Source organism: Paludisphaera rhizosphaerae, assembly GCF_011065895.1.
Lineage (GTDB): Bacteria > Planctomycetota > Planctomycetia > Isosphaerales > Isosphaeraceae > Paludisphaera > Paludisphaera rhizosphaerae.
Genome location: NZ_JAALCR010000005.1, coordinates 292,903 through 312,491 on the forward strand (window position 1 = coordinate 292,903; position 19,589 = coordinate 312,491).

The window sequence follows — 19,589 nt, forward strand, 5'->3', positions numbered from 1 at the left end:
TATGCTCGATGTCCCGGGTTCGACGACCCGGAGGCATCGGAGTGATGATGGACGATCGCGAGCGGCTCACACTGGACGAGGTTCACGAACTGGTCGCGTCGGTCCTGACGCGACACGGCCTGGCGCCGGCCCACGTGGAGGCGTGCGCCGACGTGATGACGGCCGGCGAGCGCGACGGCGGCGGGTCGCACGGGATCTTCCGACTGTTGATGTGCATGAACTCGATCCGGGCGGGGAAGGTCTCGCTGGACGCGGAACCCGTGGTGGAAGACGCCGCGCAAGGGATCGTCCGCGTCGACGCCGGCGGCGCGTTCGCGCCGCTGGCCTTCCGTCGCGGGCTGCCGGCGCTCGTCCAGAAGGCCCGCGAGGTCGGCCTGGCGGCGATGGCCGTCAACGACTGCTGCCACTTCGCGGCGCTCTTCCCGGAGGTCGAAGCGATCGCCCGCGAGGGTCTCGTCGGGTTCGCGTTCACGCCCAGCCACGCGTGGGTCGCGCCGGCGGGGGGCTCGCGGCCGTTGCTGGGGACGAACCCGATCGCCTTCGGCTGGCCGAGGCCCGCCGGCGACCCCTTCGTCTTCGACTTCGCCACCAGCGCCTCGGCTCGCGGCGAGCTTGAACTGCACCGCCGCGAGGACCGCCCGACGCCGCCGGGATGGGGCGTCGACGCATCGGGAACGCCCACCACCGACGCCGCCGAGATCCTCGAAGGCGCCATGCTCCCCTTCGGCGGCCACAAGGGCTCGGCCCTCTCCCTGATGGTCGAATTGATCGCTGGCCCGCTCATCGGCGACCTGACCAGCGTCGACTCGATCGCCTACGACGCCGGCGCGAAAGGCGCCCCGCTCGGCGGCGAACTGCTCCTGGCGATCGACCCCTCCCGGATGCTCGGCGACGGTGCCCCGAAGCATCTCGCCCGCGCCGAGGCGATCTTCGAAGGCGTCGTCTCCCAGGGCGCCCGCCTCCCCTCGCTCCGCCGCTACGAGGCCCGACGAAAGAGCGAAGCCGAGGGCGTCCTGATCCCCCGCAAACTGCTGGACGAGGTCCGGGCGATGTTGGTTTGAGCGTCGCGGGAGGTCACCGCAACGATGTGGCGACGAGGTCCGCCAGCTTGCGATCCAGGTCGGCGGCGACAGCATCGACCTGGGGATCGCCGAGGCGGCCGAAGAGGCTCGACGGCAGGTCGTATTCCACGCAGGTCCCTCCCCCTTCGGGCTCGTAGACCAGCACGCGAAGGGGCGCATACAGCGCTGCGCCGACGTCGTGGCGGGTCATCTCGACGGCGAACAGCGGATTGCCGACGACGTACTGCACGACCTTGCGCCTCGGGCCAACAAGCCCCAGCAGCGTGCCGTGGTCCTGCTTCGCGAAGATCATGAATCCGCTCGGCCCGGCCATCTTCTCGATCGCCGCCCGGACCTCCGCCGGGGCCGCGCCCTGGGCCAACGTCGCGGCCGGCACCGGGTCATGCCGACCCAGACGCGCCTCGAACGCCGCCGTCGCCTCCGCAAACGGCCGGGCCGACGTCTCGCGGATGTGCTCCACCGTGAACCGTGAACGCCCCTTCTCGCCCATTGCTCCCGCTCCCGCCGCCAAGCAGGCAGCCGACAGCAAAACCGCCGCTCCCAAAGCCCTCGCAACACGCATCGGTATCCTCCCCTTTTGATGAACAACGGAGCCTCCAGGCTCCGGCTTATCTCACCACAAGTCGCATATACAACTTAGGGGTGACGCAATGAAAATCAAGGGGGGCCGGTCGAGAAGCGAGTGTGGACCGATGGCCTGTCCCTTCCCTCTCGGGGAAGGCCTTTTGTCGCCCTACGTCATCCTGACATCCAACGCTCAGCCTTGCGGCGGGCGAGGCGTTCCAGTTCCTGCCAATCCTCGGCGGTCATGTGCCTGGCGGTTACATGACGTTCACGCGTCGGCCCGTTTACCGAGAACGGATTACCGACGACCTCACGCAGCAACGGAACCGGCATGAAGATGCGGTAACGCTCGACGCCTTCGGGAGGGCAGCCCGGATAGAACAGGGACTGCTCGACGAAATACGCCGCTTTCTGCAACAGGCCGTAAGGAGATAGGTCGTCGCCGGGGCGAGGCGAAGCGATCATCGCGCCGAGTTCCTGGGGCGAGAGTCGTGAGACCTTCTCGCACCAACGCGCGACCTCTTCAGTTTCCTTACCGAAGTCGATGTGAAAGGCCGCTCCCTCGGCGATGTACTGGGCATTCCCGAGATTTATGTCGTCCGCGTTTCCTTCCAGTTCCCAGGCTCCGACCTCAAGGGTCATCAGGCTCTCCCAATAAGGAAGCAGAAGCTCGATACGGCGACAGCAGGCGAGCAGATAACGCCGGATGAGCCGATTCAGGTTGTCCTGCGAGCCCTTCCAATCCTGGCGATACCAGCGAAGCATCAGGCCGACGTCGTCGGATCGCAGCCATTCGTCCTCGGTCATGTGGACGATCGGCCGCCTGTGATCGCGATAGCCCCAGCAATCGTAGTAAGCCCAGCGCGAATCGGTTGTCTCTTCGATCACGACGCCGGCCGCGCGGGTGTCTCCCAAAGCTCGGAAAGCGGGCCAATCCTCGCAGCGAGCGAGGAAGGCCACGGGGTCAACGTCCGCAGTGAACAATACCGGGGGGCTTTCCACTTCGTTCTCGTCGTGAGCGACCTGGGACTCGACGCCGAGATCGCCATAATGGAAGCAACGCTCGAGGTGGTTGATCCCATACGGGTCGGGGAATTCTTCGATCTCGTTCTTCGCTCCTACCTGGAAGAGGAGAGAGAAGTCGCCTCCAATCAGGTCGGGGTTGCGTTCGACAACCGAGAACACGAAGCCTTCCATCGACGGGCCGTAACGGCTCACGTCTTCCCAACACGCACTCAAGAAAAGGTCCTCGCTCGCCGGGTCATCTTCCATAAACCGGAGCAGCAACCGCAGGCCGTCGCGTGGCGTCAATTCAGCCAGCGGGACGCCCGCCCTGGCGACCTTGGCCCTGAAACGTCGGATGAGATTCGAGAGTTTCACGGCTGGGGAATTCTTCCAGATCTCAGGTAGGCCGTCGCTTGAGCTTCGATTTCGGCAATTCAAGTGGGGTTTACCGCCGGTGGAGACTCTGCGTCACCGACCCGGCGACGTTCCCAGACCTGGCGTTCCAACCCATCCCAGTCCGCGGGGTCATCTCCGTCGCGGGTCCGCTCTCCATCCCCTCGCGCAGCTTGGCTTCCAGCTCCTGCTTCGCCGTGCGCTTCTGGGCTTCACGAATGAGGGCCTGGACATACTCCGCGGCCGACGCGTGGCCTCCGAGCGCCGCCTGCGCCTCGATGAAGGCCATCATCTCGTCGGGAAGCGAGAGATTCATCGTCGTCATGGGTCGGACTTCCCCCCGGATAGGACCGCCTCATTGTAGCAAGGGTTAAAATCCTAGGCAGTCGGCGGCGACTGACGCGATCGGCTCCGGGGTTCGTCCTCGGCCCACCCCTCGTCCATATCGCCAATTTCAAGGGCGGCGGAGCGTCGCCTAGCGTGGGTCGCTCGGGGAGGGTACGGCTTTTCTCGCCTCATTGACGCGACGTAGGCCGTCGAGGAATTCCTTGACCTGACGCTGGACCTCGGCCGTCTGCCGCACAGTGACCATGAGAGGTCGGTTCGGGTCGACCTCGTGGCCGCCTTCCGGCGATGACTTGACGACGTGCGCGAAGTAGGGGCGCAATGTGCCACGTCCGCCTTGCGTGACCCAGCTCTGCGACTCGACCTTCGCAGCGATCAATTCCAGGAGAGGCCAGGCCGGGTCCGGGATCGCATCTTGATCTTCGACCGGACCGGGAGCGATCCCGAGCAACTCGCCGATCTCATAGCTTCGGTTGACGAGTTCCGTCGCGGGGACGATCGGGCTCACAGGAGGCTGGGGGTTCGCAGCCAAGCGGGACGGGGGAGCCCCATCGACTGACGAGACGAATCCGGGTGGGCTCGGCATGGTCGGCGTCGGCGGTGCGGGCGGAAGCAACGCCGGCGGGGCGTCGAGGCGAGCCGCCTGGAGCCGCCTCAACCCCGTTAAGAGCCTACCGATGCGGTCGTGCGTCGACCGGTCCTGGCGGATGAGCATGCTGAGGTTCAGGGGAAGCGGCTTGATTTGCGGGCCTGCTTGACCGCCCTGTTCCCAGGTCTCTGGCGCGATCGTCCGCGTGATCAGTCCGGCCAGTGCGATGAAATCGGCGTCCGTGATCGCGCGGCCGTCCGGGATGCTGCCGTCGGCGCCGAGGATGTCCCCGACGTAGTAGGTCCTGAGCAGGTAATCCCCGTCGCCGGTCCTGGGCGCGATCGGAGTCGGGGCCGTGGGCTTCGCGGTCGGCTGCCCGGGCTGGCCCTGGGCGAAACCGGCCACGCCCACCCCCGCCGCGGCGACCATCAACAGGACCGCGGCGCTCGTCTTGATCTTGGTCATCAACAGGCCTCCTTGGACTTCACGGGTCAACAAAGCGACGGCCGCGGGGACGGCCGTCGCGCCTCCGGCACAGGCGAAGGCCTTCGGGATCGGGGCGACGGCGGACGCCTCCTCGGCCGCCAGGGCGAGCCAGGCGGCCGTCGAGAGCGTGACGCCCCGTCGCCGCAAGCGATCCGCCAGCAGGCTGCGGGCCCGAGAGTGGCGGCCGGAGAGGGTGCCGATCGGACAGCCCAGCCGGTCCGCCGCCTCGCGGTGCGAGCAACCTTCGAGGTCGCACAGGACGATCGGCATGCGGTACTTCTCCGGCAGGCGGATCAGTTCGCGGTCGAGCGTCTCGACGAGCATGCCGCGCGGGTCGGTGGGCGTCGTCCAGGGCTCGTGGGCGTCCCCCTGCACTTCGCGCAGCCTGCGACGGGCTCGGATCGCCCGCGCCTTCAAGGCGGTCCGGCAGGCGACGCCGTAAAGCCAGGCGACGAGCCGGTCGCCGGGGCGGACGACATCGGCCCGGCGGGCGAGGACCAGGAACGTCGCCTGGAAGGCGTCGTCCGCGTCGTGGTGGTCGCGCAGGATCCGACGGCAGACGCGCCAGACCATCGGCCCGTGACGCCCGACGAGCACCTCGAAGGCGGCCGGCTCGCTGGTCGCGACGAACCGATCGAGCAGAACATCGTCCGGGAGCGACCCGATCGCCCCCGCCTGGATCAGCGTGCGAAGTCCGTCTACGGTCCCTTTCACCGATTCACCCATCCCTGAAACGTGGCTCGATCTCCCGACCACAACCCAGGATTACCCGATGGGGATGCATCTCATACGTTTTTTTCCGAGACGGAACCGGAGAAGCAGATCTCCCCGCAGCGTGAGTCCCTCGGCGTTTCGTTCGAGTTGAACCGAGGGAGGCCGACCGCAGACGCGGGAAGCTGGGCATTCACCCTTGGCCCTCCATTCATTTCAATCACCAGACTCGTCGAATTCAGCTGCCTCGACGCGACTGAGGGTCGAGATTCTCGATCACCATCGTGGTTTTGGAACCCTAGTCGCGATAGAGGACGCGATCAAAGAACGGCCGGCGGCGACGCCAGGCCTGGATCTTGTGAGGCTCCCGTAGGCGATCACGTTGGGGACGGACGCGACGAGCGTCTCGACGAAAATCGCCGAACGAAGCCACGGCCCGACTCAACGCAACCATCACGAAAACAACGATTTACACGGCCGCCACGACGTCGCTCGCCCCGGCGATCGAACCCATTTCGGACCCGAGGGCGTCGAGTCGCGGTGGGTAGTCGACGGTGTGGCGTGCGGCTCATTGACAATTCGGTGGGATCGAAACGACGGGCTTGCCGGACGTGTCCTCGCTCAACAACACCATCACTCGCCGGGTGCCGTTTCGGGATCGAGGGTTGAAGTCGGGTGCCATTGCCACGCTTGCGTGACCATGAGGTGGGCGACGGTCGCACAGTTGCCCACGCCGGTTCATGGCCACGCAAGCGTGGCCATGGCACCCAGATCCGCTTCCTTCGGTGGTGTGGTATTGTGTGCGGAGCGTCGTAAAGGCGCGCGATCGAAGCCAACGCCTGATCGGATCAAACACCCAGTCTTCACAAGACTTGCGTCGACACCGCATCGCACGAACGAAGCCGAATCGAAGCCGACGGCTCACATGCGGGCCAGGTGGGCCGTCAGGCTGCGGAAGCGGGCTTCGACCTCGGCGGGGTGGATGTCGGGGGCGGCGAGGGCGCGATCGACGGCGGCCGACCACTGGTCGAGTTCGGGCTTGACCAGTTCATACACGTCGAAGCATTCGGGCTCGGGCTGAGAGGCGAGGAGGGAGAACTCGCGGCGGACGTGGCCGCGCATGTCGCGGAGGTATTCCTTGAATCGACGCTCGACGGAAAGGTGGTCCGTACCGCCGGCCTCCTCGTCGGCGTAGCAGCCGCAGGCCCCGGTGAAGCAGCGCAGCTCGGTCTCGACGAACTGGAGCAGGTGCAAGGCCACGGCCCGGCGGCCGACCTCGGGGGTCCATTCGCCGTCGAAGCCCAGGCGGACCTCGCTGCGGAGGAAGGCGATCTGCTGGCGGAGTTTGTCGTCCTCGGACTTCAGGGCGTGGAGGTAATAGTCCTCGCCCACCGACTCATCGCGCGACGCGGCCATCTTCCGGCCGTGAGCGTCCAGCATGGCCACGACCGCGTTCAGCCGGGCCGAGAGGAACTGCTCGCGTCCCTCGCGACGGATCCACTCGCGGTTCTCCTCGGCCTCCTCGCGCTGGAGGTGCACCGTGTAGGCGACCCCGACCAGGGCCACTCCCGTGAAGAGGGCGTTGACCAGACCGAAGGTGTCGCCGAATTGCCCCAGCCGCTCGGTCCAGTTGACGGGGACGCCCTCCTCGTCGAGCGCCGCCGAGAGCCGGAAGGCCACGAACGCCGCCGCCAGGCAGACGACCCACGCCCCCACCACCAGCCCCGCCGCACTCCAGACCGCCCTCGCCTCGGATCGTCTCTCCATCGGTCGACCGCCCTCGGTCCGCGGGGGCTCGCCGGCCGCTCGCCGCGATCCGCCCTGCTCCATCATGCCAGCCCGCGAGGCCCCCGTCGACGCCCGCTCAATCGGGCTCGACGACCTCAAAGACCCGGACGAGACTCCCCCCGAGTTCGGCGTGGAAGACCTCGCGAACCCGTTGCGGCCGCTCGTGGACGTACCGCTCCAGCGGCGAGGCGACTGCGCGGGCGTAGCGATCGGAATCGACCAGCAAGTAGACGATCCCATAGCGACGGATCGCCTCGGCGACGGCGTCCGGCGCAGCGTCGGTCGAGCCCGGCCGCTCGGACGTCTCCACCTCCACGGCCTTCCGACTCGTCAGCAGGTAAACCTCGCCGGGGTGGCGGGTCAGGACCGGACCGATCCGGTCGGCGCGGTCGAGGAGCCAGTCGCAGGCCGCGTTGAACGCCGGCGTGCGGCTCGCCTCGATCCGTCGGTCGGCCGTCGCCGCCGCATAGGCCGAGTACGGCAACGCGGCCAGCAGCAAAAGCCTCGACGACCACCTTCGGCCGAATCGCGACCTCAACCCCAGCAATCGCCCCGCCCGCGACAGACCCTCAACGGCCCCAACCAGAAGCGCGGGGATCAACGGAATCAGGAACCGCCCGGCCTCGGTGTAAGGCCAGGCGATCAGCAGGGCCAGCGTCCCCAGCCCGATCAGTCCTGCCAACCGCCGCCGTGGGTCTTTCAACGTGGCGAACAACCCGACCAGCACCACGGCCGTCGCCGCGAACGACCAGACGACCGCCGCGCCTCGGAGCCTCGGCGTACCGCCGAAGACCGTGACGACCTCCACGACCGGCGCCGTCAGGGCGTCGGGGATCCGCCCGATGTAGAAGAGGAGTTGATCCGGCACCGTCGCCGCAATCCCATGCCCCGCACGGAACAGGAGACCCGCCTGCGTCCTTCCGGCTCCCTCAAGACCAACCATCGCCGACCAGACGACCCAGGGAACGAACAGGACCGCCAATGCAAGACTCGCCGCCATCAGAGTCCGCCAACGGCCCCGCGCGTACATCTCCAGAAACACCGCCGCCGCCAGGACCAGGCCGACCTGGCGCGTCAGCGTCGCCGCACCCAGCGCCGAACCGATCAAGACACCACGGCGTGCTTCTCTCGCACCGGGTTTCGCTGCGGCCAGCCAGACGCCCGTCCAGCCGAGCAGCGCATACAACGGTTCGGACTGGAAGCCCGACCCCGCGCGGGCCCAGGCCCAGTTGGCGGCCAACGCCAGCCCCAGGGCGAACGAGGCGGGCCGGGCGTACATCGTTCGGAACCACCGCCAGGCCGCGAGGGTCGCACCGACGGTACAAGCGATCGACGCCAGATGCACGACGCGGTCGGCCGGCCCGGCGGCCTTGCAGAGGAGGGCCAGGAAGACCGGATAGCCTGGCGGAAAGTGGGCGTGCCGGGGCTCGTCGGGATGATCGATCGCCCGGTATCCCGCCCCTTCCAGCAGCGATTCCGCCAGCACGGCGTATCCCGCACCGTCGTATCGCGGGGGGCCGTCGAGGTCGGCCTGCGCGAGCGCAGCGGCCCCCGCAGCCAGGGCGATCAGCAGCCCATCAATCCCCCTTCGCGTCAATCGCCCCTCCATCAACCGACCCTCCCCGGCAAATCCCCCACCGATTGGAGCAGGATGGACGCCGAACGGACAAGGGAGAGAGGTCACCAAGGCTCGCGAATCCCGTCGATTCGCCTTGACCATCCGGCTCGTTCCATCACAATGCCGCCGCGTCGGGGCGCCTTCCTCGGCCGCGGGCGTGATCATACCGAGCCATGGAAGGATCGGAAGGTGGGCGACCCGAGATCGAAACCCATCCCGCGTCTGATGACCGTCGTCGCTGGACTCTGCTGCGCGCTGACCGGTGGGGCATGCTCGTTCGGCCCCCAGACCCTGGAACGCTCGCACGGGCGTTATAACGAGGCAATCCGGCGCGTCGACGAGGAGCAGTTGCTCCGCAACCTCGTCCACATCCGCTACAACGAAACCCCGCTCAACCTCAACGTCTCGTCGATCGCGGCCCAGTACGAGTTGAGCGGCACGGCCGAGGCCAAGCCGTTCTTCATCTCGCCGAACCCGAGCAACAGCAACGTCATCTTCCGGACCTTCACCTCGATCCTCCCCGACCTGAGCCTCAGCGGCGCCAATCGGCCGACGCTCACACTCATTCCGGCGGACAACAGCGAGGCGGTCAAGCAGTACCTCACGCCGATCGCGCCCGAGACCCTGATTCTTCTCGAGCAGACGAGTTGGCCGGCGGCCACCGTCCTGCGGCTCTGGGTCGAGCGAGTCAACGGCGTCCCCAACGCGGCCACGGCCAGCGGCCCGCAGCGGGACTTTCCTCCCGACTTCGTCCGGTTCCGTCGGGCGACCGAATTGCTGCAGCAGGTCCAGGACCTGGGCCTCGCGGTCGTTGTTCCCGTGGAACAGATGGTCCCGATCGGCGGTCCGCTGCCGGCATCGGCCATTACCGCGGATTCCCCCGTCGAAGCCGCCAAGAACGGGATGGAGTTCCGCCCCAACGGCGACGAGACCGCCTGGTCGCTCGTCCGCAAGGAAAAGCGCCTGGTGCTGGAGGTGAACCCCGTCGCGCTGGATCATCCTCTGCTGGACGAGCTTGCTGGACTGCTGAATCTCCGGCCGGGACTTCGACGCTACGAGATCGTCGTCGCGACCGGCATGGCCCCAGACCCGGCGAAGGCGCCCATCCCTCCTTCAGACGCCCTTCAGGTGAATCTGCGCTCAACAGCACAGGTGAACTACTACCTGTCCAACGGAGTCGAGGTCCCTTGCGAGCACCTGGAAGCCGGCCTGGCGAAGGCCCCAACCAACCCCGACGGCAGTCCGTTCGACACCCGCGCCGTCACCGAGGGACTCTTCACAGTCCACTCGGCTCGCGGCCATAAGCCTCCCCCGAACGCGTTCATCTCGGTGAAGTATCGCGACCATTGGTACTACATCGACGACCGCGACCAGGAGAGCAAGACGACCTTCGCGCTGGTCCTGGCCCTGAGCCGCCTTGATTTCGGAAGACAGCCGCCCGGAGCGCCGTTCCTCACGCTGCCGGTCGGCCGCTGAGCTGGCGTCACTTGGGCTGCGGGAAAACGACCTTCCAGTCGGCCTTCATGTCGACGACGACCCAGCCGGCGGCGGGCGCAAGGTCCAGGGCCTTGTCGAGCCGGCCGATGGGCGACTCGCGATCGTAGGCGAATTCGCGGTCGGCGTCGGTGTGGTGGACGATCAGGCCGAAGCGAAGGCCAGAGCCGGCCGTGGTCCACTGGAGCATCTGGAGGTCGCCGTCCGAGTTGCCGAACGCCGCGACCGGCCGGCGGCCGATGATCTTGTTGATGTTCACGGGCTTTCCCGGACCGTCGTCCACGAAGTCGATCGCCGGGAGCTTCACGAGCACGGGCTTGCCGTCGCGAATCTCGAACTCGGTCTTGCCGGAACTGCCGATCACCTGCTCCGGAGGGATGCCGTAAGCCTCCTCCGCCCAAACCCGCATGAACTCGACGCCGCCGCCGGAAACGATGTACGTCTTGAAGCCGTTCGCCCGCAGGTAGGCGAGCAACTCCCGCATCGGCTGGTAGGTCAATTCGTTGTACGGGCGGCCGAGGGTCGGATGCCTGGCCGCCGCGATCCAGTCCTTGACCACGGTCTGGAACTCCTCGGTCGTGAGTCCCGAATGGCTCTTGTTCACCACGTCGACGAGCGCCTTCTCCCCGCCCGCCAGCGCCGCCTTGAGGTCGCCTTCGAGAATCCCCTTGAACGGCTGGGTCTCCTTCCATTCGGGATGATTCGCCGCCAGGGCCTTGATGCGGTCGACGGCGAAGGCGGCCTGGACGTAGACGGGCTTCTCAGACCAAAGCGTGCCGTCGTTGTCGAAGACGGCGATCCGATCGGCCGGCGGAATGAACTCCGGTCCTCCCTGTTTGGTCGCTCGCTCAACGAACTCCAAGATCGCCCGCTTCGCCGAACCTTCGTTCCACGAGGGAAGCGGCTCGGCGCTAAGAACCGGTGAAGCGACGGCGAACGTCGCGACTGCGACGAAGAGCTGAAGGGTGTTGCGCATGGGAGAACAACCTGTTTCAGCAGGTGAGAGGTCTTGGATGTTCCGGCGACGCCGAGTAGGGGGAGTCGACGCGACCGATTATGCCCAATCGGCGACCCAAGCCCCAGTCTCTCGCAACGAAAGTCGAAAATCCCCGCCCCGCGCAAGAAAAGGCCCCGGCGAAACCGGGGCTGATGCGTCGTCGAGGGCTGCTGCAATCGGGGATCGCCTCAGCATGCGGCGGCGACGGCCACCGCCGCAGTCCGGCGGGATCGACGGGTGGGAGCCGGCGCGGGCTGAGAACCGTCGAGCTTGCGGACGGCCCGCAGCTCCAGCTTCCGGACCCACTCGCGGGTGATGCCCAGGCGTTCGCCGATCTCCTTGAGAGTCAGGATCGGAGCGCCGCCGAGGCCGTAGCGGTGGCGGAGGACGAACCGCTCGCGGTCGTCGAGGACCTCCATCCGGCGAGCCAGATCAGCGCGGTCGTCGTGAAGTTCCATCTCGGAGCCCGGCTCGTCGGTGGGGTCGACGGAATGGTCGGGGGTCCAGTAGTCGTCCTCTTCGGCCGCCGCGCTCTCCAGCTTCACCTGGTTGGCCCGCCGGGCCTTGGCGACCAGCGACCGCTGCATCGACGACAGCTCCAGGTGGTCGGCGATCTCCTCAAACCCGGGGGCTCGGCCGAGGTCGCGGGTCAAGGCCCGCTCGGCGCGGCGCCACTTCGTCAGCAGCCCGACCATGTGGGCGGGGAGGCGGATCGTCGTCGCCGTGTTGATCAAGGAGTGACGGATGGCCTGCTTGATCCAGTAGCCGGCGTAGGTGCTGAACCGCGTGCCGAACCGAGGATCGAACTCCTTGGCGGCGCGGATCAGACCCAGATTCCCCTCGCCGATCAGGTCGTCGAGCGACATGCCCCGGCCCTGGTAGTCGCGGGCGATCCGGACCACCAGCCGCAGGTTGGCCGAAATCATCCGAGCCCGAGCCGCCTCGTCGCCCAGAGCGATCGCCCCGGCCAACCGCCGCTCGTCGTCGGCCGTGAGGAGGGAGACTTCGTTGATGTCGTGAAAATAGGTCTGCAAGTCGTGCGAAACGCCGCAGTCCTTCGCCTCGATGCGAGACATGGCTTTCTCCCGGCCCTGGTCGCCGTTTCGATTGGGGAATGTCGTCGGGTTGCAGATCCGTTCGAGCCGCCGGCGGACGCTCCGAGGAGAGGAGGATGGTGATGAGGGAGGGCTTCGGCAGCCGCCCTCAGCCGCGTCATGCGTCCATCGCTTCCAACCCTGGAAGGAGCAACGAACTGCCAGTTGCACAGGGACGATGGAAGCGGACATGGATTCGAAGGATTTTTTTAAAGCAACGCCGGCTCGGCGATATAAGCCGGCCCTCCTCATCCATGAATCATTGAGATTTGCTGTCCCAACCGGGCGAAACCAACGTACAAACCGTTTGAAAGGGAACCTTGAAACCCAGAGCGAGCCCACCGGGCGACCCCCACAACCTCCGCGACCGCCATAACCGCCCAACATTTTGAAGCAGCGACTGGAAAAAGGCGGCATCAGGTTGTTTAATTAACCATTGTGAAATGGATAAGCCTCCATGCGCTCATCAACCGGATCGGTTGATGAGACCCTCGCGTGGAGAAGGCGCACGAGGTCGCCCGACTCCCTTCGGTTCCCGTTCGACGGCGGTTCCTGGACGGGGCCCGGCGCAGACGCCCGGCCCGAGCATTCCACGGCAGGGGGCGGACCGATGAATGACCCGATGGAAACGGGAGCAAATCCCGGATCGGTCGAAAACAGCGAGGTCGGCGACGAGCAACTCTCGAGCGACGTTCTCGAGAATCTCTCGCGCGACGTTCCTGAACTGGTCGCGCGCGCCCGAGCGGGAGATCCGGAAGCGGTCCGGACGTTCGTCGGTCGCTATGAGCCCGAGGTGCGGAAAATGGTTCGCGGCCGGCTCCCGCGCAGGCTTCGCAACCAGTTCGACTCGATGGACTTCGTCCAGGCGGTCTGGAAAGCCTTTCTCGTCGATAAGAAGGAAGATCCGGAGGAGTTCGAGAACTCGCGACACTTGCGGAAGTTCCTGGCCGGCGTGGCGCGGAACAAGGTGTTCGAACAGGATCGACGCCTGACCCGAACGGCGAAGTACGAACTGGCCCGCGAGGAACCTCTCTACGTCCGCCGCGGCGACCGCGAGCTGGAACGCGAGCTGCCCGCCGCCGACCCCTCCCCCAGCGCCGCCGCCCAGGCCAGCGATCGGCTCGCCTTCCTGACCGCCGGCCGACCGGCCCGCGAGGTGGAGATGCTCACCCTCCGCCACGAAGGGCTCACCATCGACGAGATCGCCGCCAGGCTCGGCGTCAACGAGCGAACCGTGCGACGGACCATCGAGGCGGCGCGGGAACGAATGGAGGCGCACGGATGGGCGTGACCTCGTTCCCCTCGTCATCGACGATCGACCTGTCGGGCGGAGACGACTCACGCGCGTTCTCGTCGGCGCTGGCCGACCTGGCCGACCGTTGGCGACGAGGCGAACCGGCGGCCGCCGAAAGCTACCTTCACCACGGCGCGGGATGGTCGGCCGACCGCGCCGTCGAGTTGATCTATCGCGAGTACCGCCTGGCCAAGTCGGCCGGCCTGGCGCCGTCGAAGTCGGAATACCTGGCTCGCTTCCCCGAGCACCGTCGCGAGTTGCAACGGCTGCTGGACGTCGACGACGCATGCCCGGACTCGCTGCTGGAGCGGTTCGACGCGACCGACCTCAGCGACGATCCCCTGCCCCGCGCCGGCGACGCCATCGGCCCTTACGTGCTGGAGCGTGAGTTGGGTCGAGGGGGCTTCGCCCGGGTCTTCCTCGCCCGCCAAGCCGACCTGGAAGACCGCCCGGTCGTCGTCAAGATCACGACCCGGCCGACCCGCGAGCCCTGGCTGCTGGCCCGCGCCCGGCACCCGCACATCGTGGAGATCCTCACCCACGCCGAGGTCGACGACGGCGAGCTTCAGCTCATCGCCATGCCGTTCCTGGGAGGGGCGGCGTTGTCGACGCTGCTGGAGCATCGGCGGTCGCAGCCGGCGGAAGGCCGGCGCGAATCGTCGCGGCGGTTCCTCACGGATCTCGACGCCGTCTCGGCGCCCGAGCATCGCCGGGCCGGCTCAGCGTCCCCCTCGCGGGCCTTGCTGCGGGGAATGAGCGACGCCGAGGCGTTCGCCTGGACCGCCGCCCGACTGGCCGAAGCGCTCGACCACGCTCACCGTCAGGGGGTGGCCCACGGCGACGTCAAGCCGTCGAACATCCTGATCGCGGCCGACGGCACGCCGATGTTGCTGGACTTCAACCTGGCGCAGGACTGGTCGCGCGACGACGCCCTCGACGCCGGCGGCACCGCGGCCTACATGGCCCCGGAACGGCTTCGCGCCCTGGCGGGCATCGCCGAGCCGTCGCCTTCGCGCGTGGACGACGAACAAGCGCATCGAGCCGACGTCTATTCGCTGGGGATGGTCCTGCTGGAGGCCCTGACGGGATGGTCGCCGGCTCGCGAGATGGACGCCGATCGGCGTCTCGGACGCTCCGCCTTCGCCGCCGCCGCCGAGGCTCGCTCCCGGTCCGACCGACTCGTCCGCGCGGCCGAGGCGCAGGCCGCACGGCCGCTGCCGGCCGGCCTTCGCTCCATCCTGGTCCACTGCCTCGAGGCTGATCCCCGGGAACGGCACACGCGCGGTTTGGAGTTGGCCGAAGACCTGGACCGCTGGCGGACCGACCGCCCCCTGGCCTTCGCGCCGGAGCCCTCCGGACTGCACGCGTCGCTGCGATGGGCCCGCCGGCGACGACGGCCGCTCGCGGCCGCGGCCGCGGCTCTGGGAGTCGCCGCGCTGGCGCTGGGGATCGCCGCCAGAGCCGACCGAACGGCAGAAGCCCGGCTCGGCGGACACGCCTACGAGAAGTACACGGAGTTCGTCGACGATCCGGCCTCTCCGGTCCTGCCGACTCAACGACCTGACGAGACCTATCTCCGCCGCCGCAATCCGAACGAGACGGTCACCAACGCCCTCCGCATCCTTCGCGAGTACAGCATCCCGACCGACCCCGACTGGCGGTCGCGCGACGACTTCCGGCTTCTCGCCGAAGACGATCGCGAGGACCTGGAGCTGCTGCTGCTGGAGCACGCCCTACGCTACGGCCGCGTCCTGGCTCAACGTCCAGACTCCCCCAAGGACTGGCGTCGCGCCCGCGAAATCCTCGACCACGCCTGCGGCACGACCTGGCCTCGTGAGTTGACGACCCTGCGCGACAAGCTTACCCGCCAGCTCGGCGACGCCGGATCAGCGGCGGCCGCCCTGCCAGGGCCGACCGAACTCCCTCCGGCGTGGGTCGACGCTTATCTCCGCGGGATCGCCGCCGAAATCGGGGACGGAGACCAGGGCCCCGGCACCGACTCGGGGGCGCGCCGGGCTGCCGACTTCTACGCCGAACTCTTAAGATCCCGCCCCAACTCGTTCTGGGGGCACCACCGCGCGGCGGTGGTCGCCTCGGTGGTCGACCGATGGGCGGACGCCGCCGACCATGTCGAGGCCTGTCTCCGCCGCCGTCCAGACAACGCCGTCCTCCGTTGCCTGCTCGCCACCTGCCTCATGAATTTCGACCGCGACGACGAGGCCGTCGCTCAGGCCGACCAGGCCATCGAAGCGGCGCCCGATCGCGCCGAGTTCGTCCAGGTCCGCGCCTTCGCACGCACTGCGGGCTCAGACCTTGACGCCCTGAAGCGCGACCTCGCACGCTACGAGACGCTGCTGGGCGCGGTCCCCTCCCGACTCCATCAGGAAGCAGGCGTCGGCGACAACCTTCCGCTCGCGCCGAAGCCCCGGCGGCGGGCGGTCGATAAGGAAGAGGCAGACGGCGTCCCCAACGGCGAGATCAAATCCCGCTCCGTCCTCGCAGCCTGGATCCGCGAGTACGGCCAGCCGAAGGGCGGGGATTCCAGGATCAAAGAGGTCGAACACGATTCCGAGCGCGTCGAGTTGGCGGCCCGGGAGGTCGAGAAGATCCTGGAGCTCGATCCCACCAATCTCCAGGCCCATATCGATTCCCTCTGCCTGGATGTCTTCCGTCGACGCTATCCGGAAGCCGTGGCCGAGGCCGAGTGGATCATGCACGATCCTCGACTGCCCGAATTCGCCCGCACCTCACGCGATGGGCTGGTGTCGCTGCAATACTCCAGCGTCTTGCTCGCCAACGCCAAGGAGATCCGCTCGGCGTTGCGATTGGCCGCCAAAACCGTGGAGTTGAGCATCGCGGTTCAGTCTCATCATCAAGGCCGCGCCTTCTACTACCTGTCGCTGGTCGAGGCCCGCGCCGCGTTTTACAACCGCAAGTGGTTCCCCAGGGCCGCCGAGCATCTCGATCAGGCCGTCCAGGCCAATCCGCTCTTCGAAGACTGGTTCCAGCAAGACCAGCTCTTCGACACGACCCGCATTCAAATCCAGGCGCTGCGGGACGCCCGGTCCCGCGGTGTGCGGGCCCGTATTTTCTCGCCGTTCGTCAGCCTGTGACCCGCTCTCAAGCAGGCGGATCCTGACGTCGGGCCGCCGATTTCCAGGCGGCGACTCCGCACGAGGAGCACCCCGCGCCGTGGGGTTTCGTCGCGCAGGAGCCTGAGCCGGAGGCGGTTGCAGGGCCGTCGGCCCTGGTCTTCGCCGCGGCCTTCGAACAGCCGCCGGAGCCGCAATCGCAGTCGCCGCAGCGTCCGGAGGAGGCGGAAGCGGTCGGCTCGGCGACGACCGGTTCGTCCCCCACGGGCTCGACGTGGACGTCGAAGTCGCACGAGACGCGGAACCGAGCCCGGATCGGAGCCGGGTCCAGTTCATCCAGCGGCAGGACGATCAGCACCGTGGAGAAGTCCAGCAGCGGCTCGACGTCCACCAGTTCCAGCGGCCAGCCCTCGTGCTCGACGATCCCCCGGCAGAGATCAAACCGAGACTCGCGCAGGGCGTCGGCCTCGCGGGCGCGGGTGAGGTCGTCGTCTCCGGCTCGGCGGAGGACTCGAAAGGGGCCGACTGAGTCCTCACCCGCTCGACCGCGAGGGGCCTCGACGACGAGCATCTCGCCCAGTTCCAGCCCGCGAACGGTGCGGACAACCACCGCGTCACCCCGCGAGGGAGCGTCCGGGCCGTCCTCGCCCGCGAACCAGGCCACGCGGCCGGAGAGGCCGTAGCGAACCAGGCATTCGACTCCTTCGCTCGCCGCCATCGCCATCCCTTCCCCAACCCCGACTGTTCCCCTGGACGCTCGCGGATTATACCTTTAAACATGGGCCGTGTCGCCGCTTCCAATCGGATCGAGGCAGGACGCGACGGTCCCGGGGCTTTGGACGGGGAATGGTCGATGAGTCGATCGCGGTGCACGTTCCACGTCCGAGGTCTGGATTGCGAGCATGAGGTCGAGCAGATCCACGCCGCTCTCAAGGGGACGCCGGGGATTGAGGGCCTGGGCTTCGACCTGATCAACGGCCTGATGACCGTCGAATACGACGACGAAGTGATCGAGCCCAAGCGGCTGGCCGCCCGGCTCACCGAGCGCAGCGGGCTGGCGACATCCGTCGTCGGCGAGCCCGAGTCGGAGGCCCGCGAGTCGTGGTGGAGCGCTCACGGGCTCATGGCCGCGACCGTCGCGGCGGGCGTCGCGCTGGGCGTCGCGATGCTGCTCCACTACCTCGGAACGCGGCTCGGCCTCCCCGAGTCGACGGCCGCCACGGCGTCGCGGTTCTTCTGCGCCCTGGCGATCGCCGCCGGCGGCCTTTGGCTGTTCCCCCGCGCCTGGCGGACGCTCCGGAGCGGCCGGCTCGACATCGACGTCCTGATGACGCTGGCGATCCTCGGCGCCGCCGCCCTGGGCGAGTGGGACGAAGCCGCGACGGTCGCCTTCCTCTTCGGCGTCTCCGAATCGCTGGAGGCACTCAGCGTCGCCCGCGCCCGCCGGGCCGTCCGCCGGCTGCTGGAGATCGCCCCGCCGACCGCCGAGCGGATCGTCGACGGCCGATCGGAGACCGTTCCCGTCGACGCCCTGGTGAAGGGGGACCGGGTCCTCGTCCGGGCCGGCGATCAGATCCCGATCGACGGCGCGATCGTCAAGGGACGCACGGGCGTCGACCAGAAGGCGATCACCGGCGAGTCCACGCCCGTCGACCGCGGCCCCGGCGACCCCGTCTACGCCGGCACCATCAACGGCGAGGGGACGATCGAACTCGAAGCTTCCGGGTCGATCGGCGAAGCCCTGATCTCCAAGATCGCCGATCAGGTCCGCGCGGCGCAGGCGGGCCGGGCGCCGGTGGAGAGGCGGATCTCGCAGTTCGCCCGCTGGTACACGCCGATGGTCGTGGTGATCGCCCTGCTCACCGTCATGATCCCGACGGTTTACGTCTGGGCGACGGGCGACCCCGTGTGGACGACGTTCCTGGCATGGGTCGCCAAAGCGCTCGTCGTCCTGGTGATCTCGTGCCCCTGCGCGTTGGTGATCGCGACCCCCGTCGCGGTCGTCAGCGGGCTGGCCTCGGCGGCTCGTCGGGGAGTGCTCATCAAGGGGGGTGAGTTCCTGGAGGCCGTCGGCCGGCTGCAGGCCATCGCGTTCGACAAGACCGGGACGCTGACGCTCGGTCGGCCGGACGTCGTCGAAGTCGTCGCCTCAGGTCCCGCCGGCGAGGAAGACGTCCTGCGCGTGGCCGCCGCCCTGGGCGACAAGGGGGGGCACGTGCTGGGCAAGGCGATCGCCCGCCATGCCCGCGACCTTCGGATCGACGTCCCCCACGCCGACGATTACACGGCGATCCCCGGCAAGGGGGCCCAGGGCCGCATCGACGCCGTCCAGTACCACCTGGGGAGCCACCGCTACATCGACGAGGCCGGCCTCTGCCAGCCCGACTTCCACGCCCAGTTGGACGGGGCCGAGGAGCACGCCGGGTCGGAAGTCGCCGTGACGGGCGAGGCCGGCCCGCTGGGCTGGATTCGCCTGGCGGATCGCCCGCGCCCCGAAGCCGCCGCGGTGGTCGCCGAGTTGCACGACCTGGGCCTGCGGACCGTCATGCTGACCGGCGACAACCCCCGCGCCGCGGCGGCCGTCGCAGCCGAGTTGGGCGTGGGCGATCAGCGATCCGAACTGCTGCCGGCCGACAAGGTCCGGGCGATCGACGAGTACACGGCCGCGCACGGCCCGACCGGCATGGTCGGCGACGGCGTCAACGACGCCCCCGCCCTGGCCGCCGCCCGCGTGAGCATCGCGCTGGGGGGAGTCTCCAGCGGCGCCGCGTTGGAAACGGCCGACGTCGTCCTGATGGCCGACGACCTCCGCCCCCTCCCCTGGCTCGTCCGCCACTCGCGAGCCACGCTGCGGATGATCCACCAGAACATCGCTCTGGCGATCGGCATCAAGCTCGTGGTCCTGATCCTGGCCCTCTTCGGGATCGCCAACATGTGGATGGCGGTCCTCGCCGACGTGGGGACCACCCTGATCGTCGTCGCCAACGCCCTCCGCCTCCTCCGCACGGCCGACCCGACGAAGGCGACCGCCTGAGGC

At 68.0% G+C, this 19,589-nt stretch carries 14 protein-coding genes; 5 read left to right on the forward strand and 9 right to left on the reverse strand.

Annotated features, from left to right (window positions below; all coding sequences use genetic code 11):
- Positions 1 to 44 precede the first annotated feature (44 nt).
- Complete coding sequence (locus G5C50_RS08820) at positions 45 to 1,061, forward strand: Ldh family oxidoreductase (RefSeq protein ID WP_206107622.1); 1,017 nt, start codon at positions 45 to 47, stop codon at positions 1,059 to 1,061.
- A gap of 13 nt (positions 1,062 to 1,074) precedes the next feature.
- Here the strand turns inward: G5C50_RS08820 and G5C50_RS08825 are convergent, their stop codons facing one another.
- The 6 genes from G5C50_RS08825 to G5C50_RS08850 all read right to left on the reverse strand — a co-directional run bounded on the left by G5C50_RS08825 (position 1,075) and on the right by G5C50_RS08850 (position 8,572).
- Positions 1,075 to 1,644 (reverse strand): DUF302 domain-containing protein, encoded by a 570-nt coding sequence (locus tag G5C50_RS08825; RefSeq protein ID WP_165067881.1) that lies wholly within the window; start codon positions 1,642 to 1,644, stop codon positions 1,075 to 1,077.
- 176 nt (positions 1,645 to 1,820) lie between these two features.
- Positions 1,821 to 3,026, reverse strand: a complete 1,206-nt coding sequence (locus G5C50_RS08830) for a hypothetical protein (protein WP_165067883.1) — start codon at positions 3,024 to 3,026, stop codon at positions 1,821 to 1,823.
- Positions 3,027 to 3,096: 70 nt separating this feature from the next.
- Positions 3,097 to 3,369 (reverse strand): ribbon-helix-helix domain-containing protein, encoded by a 273-nt coding sequence (locus G5C50_RS08835; RefSeq protein ID WP_165067885.1) that lies wholly within the window; start codon positions 3,367 to 3,369, stop codon positions 3,097 to 3,099.
- Between the two features lie 150 nt (positions 3,370 to 3,519).
- Positions 3,520 to 5,178: an RNA polymerase sigma factor gene (locus G5C50_RS08840; protein ID WP_165067887.1), complete on the reverse strand. Its 1,659-nt coding sequence runs from the start codon at positions 5,176 to 5,178 to the stop codon at positions 3,520 to 3,522.
- Positions 5,179 to 6,096: 918 nt separating this feature from the next.
- Positions 6,097 to 6,942 (reverse strand): hypothetical protein, encoded by an 846-nt coding sequence (locus G5C50_RS08845; RefSeq protein ID WP_165067889.1) that lies wholly within the window; start codon positions 6,940 to 6,942, stop codon positions 6,097 to 6,099.
- 97 nt (positions 6,943 to 7,039) lie between these two features.
- Positions 7,040 to 8,572: a glycosyltransferase family protein gene (locus G5C50_RS08850; RefSeq protein WP_165067891.1), complete on the reverse strand. Its 1,533-nt coding sequence runs from the start codon at positions 8,570 to 8,572 to the stop codon at positions 7,040 to 7,042.
- A gap of 198 nt (positions 8,573 to 8,770) precedes the next feature.
- Between G5C50_RS08850 and G5C50_RS08855 the strand changes: the two genes are divergently transcribed.
- Positions 8,771 to 10,057: a hypothetical protein gene (locus tag G5C50_RS08855; protein ID WP_240907021.1), complete on the forward strand. Its 1,287-nt coding sequence runs from the start codon at positions 8,771 to 8,773 to the stop codon at positions 10,055 to 10,057.
- A 7-nt stretch (positions 10,058 to 10,064) separates the two neighbouring features.
- Here G5C50_RS08855 and G5C50_RS08860 read toward each other — a convergent pair whose 3' ends face one another.
- A complete protein-coding gene (locus G5C50_RS08860) occupies positions 10,065 to 11,051 on the reverse strand; it encodes an HAD family hydrolase (protein ID WP_165067893.1) in 987 nt (328 codons plus the stop codon).
- Between the two features lie 209 nt (positions 11,052 to 11,260).
- A complete protein-coding gene (locus G5C50_RS08865) occupies positions 11,261 to 12,148 on the reverse strand; it encodes a sigma-70 family RNA polymerase sigma factor (protein WP_165067896.1) in 888 nt (295 codons plus the stop codon).
- A gap of 628 nt (positions 12,149 to 12,776) precedes the next feature.
- Between G5C50_RS08865 and G5C50_RS08870 the strand changes: the two genes are divergently transcribed.
- Complete coding sequence (locus tag G5C50_RS08870) at positions 12,777 to 13,457, forward strand: RNA polymerase sigma factor (RefSeq protein WP_240907022.1); 681 nt, start codon at positions 12,777 to 12,779, stop codon at positions 13,455 to 13,457.
- Positions 13,448 to 16,573 carry a protein kinase domain-containing protein gene (locus tag G5C50_RS08875; protein ID WP_165067899.1) on the forward strand — a complete coding sequence of 1,042 codons (3,126 nt, stop codon included), beginning with the start codon at positions 13,448 to 13,450 and terminating at the stop codon, positions 16,571 to 16,573. Before G5C50_RS08870 ends, G5C50_RS08875 begins: the two co-directional genes overlap by 10 nt.
- A 7-nt stretch (positions 16,574 to 16,580) precedes the next feature.
- Here the strand turns inward: G5C50_RS08875 and G5C50_RS08880 are convergent, their stop codons facing one another.
- Complete coding sequence (locus G5C50_RS08880) at positions 16,581 to 17,270, reverse strand: PSP1 C-terminal domain-containing protein (protein ID WP_165067902.1); 690 nt, start codon at positions 17,268 to 17,270, stop codon at positions 16,581 to 16,583.
- A gap of 135 nt (positions 17,271 to 17,405) precedes the next feature.
- On the opposite strand from G5C50_RS08880, the gene G5C50_RS08885 reads away from it, so the two are divergent.
- The gene (locus G5C50_RS08885) at positions 17,406 to 19,586 is read left to right on the forward strand and encodes a heavy metal translocating P-type ATPase (RefSeq protein WP_165067905.1); all 2,181 of its coding nucleotides are present in this window, start codon (positions 17,406 to 17,408) and stop codon (positions 19,584 to 19,586) included.
- Positions 19,587 to 19,589 lie beyond the last annotated feature (3 nt).